Source organism: Ornithinimicrobium sp. (genome assembly GCF_035267225.1).
Classification (GTDB): domain Bacteria; phylum Actinomycetota; class Actinomycetes; order Actinomycetales; family Dermatophilaceae; genus Ornithinicoccus.
In genome coordinates this window covers 1-2518 of sequence record NZ_DATFMA010000030.1, presented here as the reverse complement: position 1 = coordinate 2518, position 2518 = coordinate 1, and the positions used below count along the sequence as shown (strand labels likewise).

Below are 2518 nucleotides of genomic sequence, written 5' to 3'. Positions count from 1 at the left end.
CAGGGTGGTCTTGTTCGTGTGCGTGCGGGTATGACCTGCCGGCCCGAATCCCCACCTGCGGGCCCACGCGTCGACCGACCCCCAGGACCGGCCGTTCTTGTCCGGCGTCAGTGCCCGCTGCTGGGAGTAGTGGGACCACGTCAGGGGGATACCCGTCTCCTGCGGGTGTGATGTCAGGTCGACCCCTACGGATCGTGATCGGCGTGACCCAGCTCCCACCCCGCCTGTGTTTGTCTATCCCACACCACGTTGCGCCTGTCGTCCAGGCAGCAGCACGCGTGCTGCGCTCGATGAGCGCCGTCGCAGCGTGATATGGCTGGTCGATGAGCTCGGACGAAGGCCACGACATCGCGCAGAGCGCCGTCGGCGTGAACCGCCAGTCCTTCCGCACCCTGCGGCGCTGGAACCTGGGGCTCGCGGTGCTGCACGCCGCGCAGGCCGTCGTGGTGGTCGTGCTGGCCACCGACTTCGCGATCGCCGTGACCCGGACCCTTCCCGCCGGGCCGCCCGGCACCCCGCTACCCGCCCCGGAGGAGCTCTTCGACGTGCGGATCGGGTGGGCCATCGCCGCGTTCCTGGGGTTGGCCGCGCTGGACCACCTGGTCACTGCGACCGTCGCCCGGGTCACCTACGAACGTGACCTGCGCCAAGGCATCAACCGCTTTCGCTGGGTCGAGTACTCCGTCAGCGCGACGATCATGTTGCTGCTCATCGCCTTCTACAACGGGATCACCGGGATCAGCGCGATCCTGGCCATCATCGGCGCCAACGCGGCGATGATCTGGTTCGGCTGGCTGCAGGAGTCGATGAACCCGCCGGGCCGTCGCACGGTGACCATGCTGCCGTTCTGGTTCGGCACCGCCGCGGGCCTCTTCCCGTGGCTGGCCATCGCCTACAACCTCGTCGCCGCCGACTCCGTGCCCGGGTTCGTCTACGGGATCTTCATCTCGTTGTTCGTCTTCTTCTCCAGCTTCGGGCTGAACCAGTGGCTGCAGTACAAGGGGGTGGGACCCTGGGCGAGCTACGCGTTCGGCGAGAAGGCCTACCTGGTGCTCAGCCTGGTGGCCAAGTCCGCCCTGGCCTGGCAGATCTTCGCCGGTTCGCTGGCCGGATGATGCCCGACGTCAGTCGCGGAAACCCGAACCGCCGCGCGTGGCGGAGGTCGACGGGTCCGTCTCGGTCGGGGTGACTGTGAGCTGGATGCGGGCGTCGGGGCCGAGGAAGGCCGCGCTGCGCTGTGGCAGCTCGATATGGGCAAGCCATGCGCCCTCGGCAGGCTCCTCGTCGGTCATCAGCTGGGCGTCGCTCGGAGCGTAGTCGCGCAATGGCTCCTTGATCTCCGAGGCCCAGGCCGCCCACCCGCGCGGGCTCTCGCCCGGGCGGGCCGGCTCGATGTCGACGACCAGCATGTCGTCGAAGTCGGCCGACTGCTCGAGGTGGTCGCCGAAGGAGAAGATGCCGCCCCGCTCGCGCAGCGACAGAATCCGGAACTGCAGCAGGTAGCGCATGGTCGCCGTCCCCGGGCGGCTCTCACCCGAGGACAGGAACGTCGTCACCAGCGGGGTCGGCTTACCGGCGCTGTCCTGGTCGCCAGACCACTCCAGCTGGACCGGGCACTGGTGCGCGGCGACCTGCTCGTGCATCACGATCGGCATCCCGCGCACCGACAGCCTGACGTCTGCCTGCCACGTCATCCCCGCGTCCGGCTCGCCGGGCAGTGTGTAGTTCACGAGGTCCGCGCTGACGCTCAGGTCCCCGAACAGGAACCGACGCAGGTTCTGGTAGCCCTCCTCGGAGTTGACCAACCCGTACCGTCCCGAGTGGCTGCGGTGCACGAACGCGAAGTTGGCGCCCTTGAGGTACGCGGACTCGATCTGCACCAGGCCATCGCTCTTGGGGCCCACCGCCTTCGACGACAGACCGAACGCCACGTCGTAGTCCGCGGGGTTCGTGCCGACCAGGCAGAAGACCCGGTCACCGGGGAACAGCTCCGGCGGGATGCGGTTGGCGACCCAGCCGTCGGGCACGCGGTCGGCCCGACCCGCCTCGGGGGTCAGGTAGGCGTACATGCGCTCCGGCCCGAAGATGCTCGCGCCGTTGATGTCGACCGCGTCGCGAATGCGTTCGAAGAGACCCCCTCCGATGTCGAAGTGGATGCCGCCGTGCGGGGTGCCGTAGGTGAAGAGCCGATCGATGTGGTCCAGCCCGTGCTCACCGCGGTCGGGCAGCACCTTCTGGATCAGGCAACGACAGATCAGCCCACCCATCGAGTGCGCCACCAGGTGCACCCGCGGGGCCCCGGTGGCCCGCTTCACGTTCGTGATGAGCTCGAGGAGCGAGACCGCGGCGCTCTCGAGGTCGAACTCGCGGTGACGCAGCGGGGAGTTCTCGTCACCCGACAGCGTCGCTGCCTGGGTCGTCAGGCTCTCGGCGGACACGTCATAGAACCGGTGCACCCAGATCGACGCCTGGGGCACGCTGCCCGGCTCGGCCTCGGCCAGGTAACGCTCCTGGCTGC

At 68.8% G+C, this 2518-nt stretch carries 2 protein-coding genes; one reads left to right on the top strand and one right to left on the bottom strand.

The annotated features are described in order from the left end of the window. Window positions 1–323: 323 nt before the first annotated feature. Window positions 324–1115, top strand: coding sequence for a heliorhodopsin HeR (heR, locus tag VJ976_RS01810; protein ID WP_324098326.1), 792 nt, complete (start codon window positions 324–326; stop codon window positions 1113–1115). A gap of 9 nt (window positions 1116–1124) precedes the next feature. On the opposite strand, the gene VJ976_RS01805 is transcribed toward heR, so the two are convergent. Further along, window positions 1125–2518 (bottom strand): hypothetical protein (locus VJ976_RS01805; protein ID WP_324098324.1); only part of this gene is annotated, 1394 nt, incomplete at its 5' end.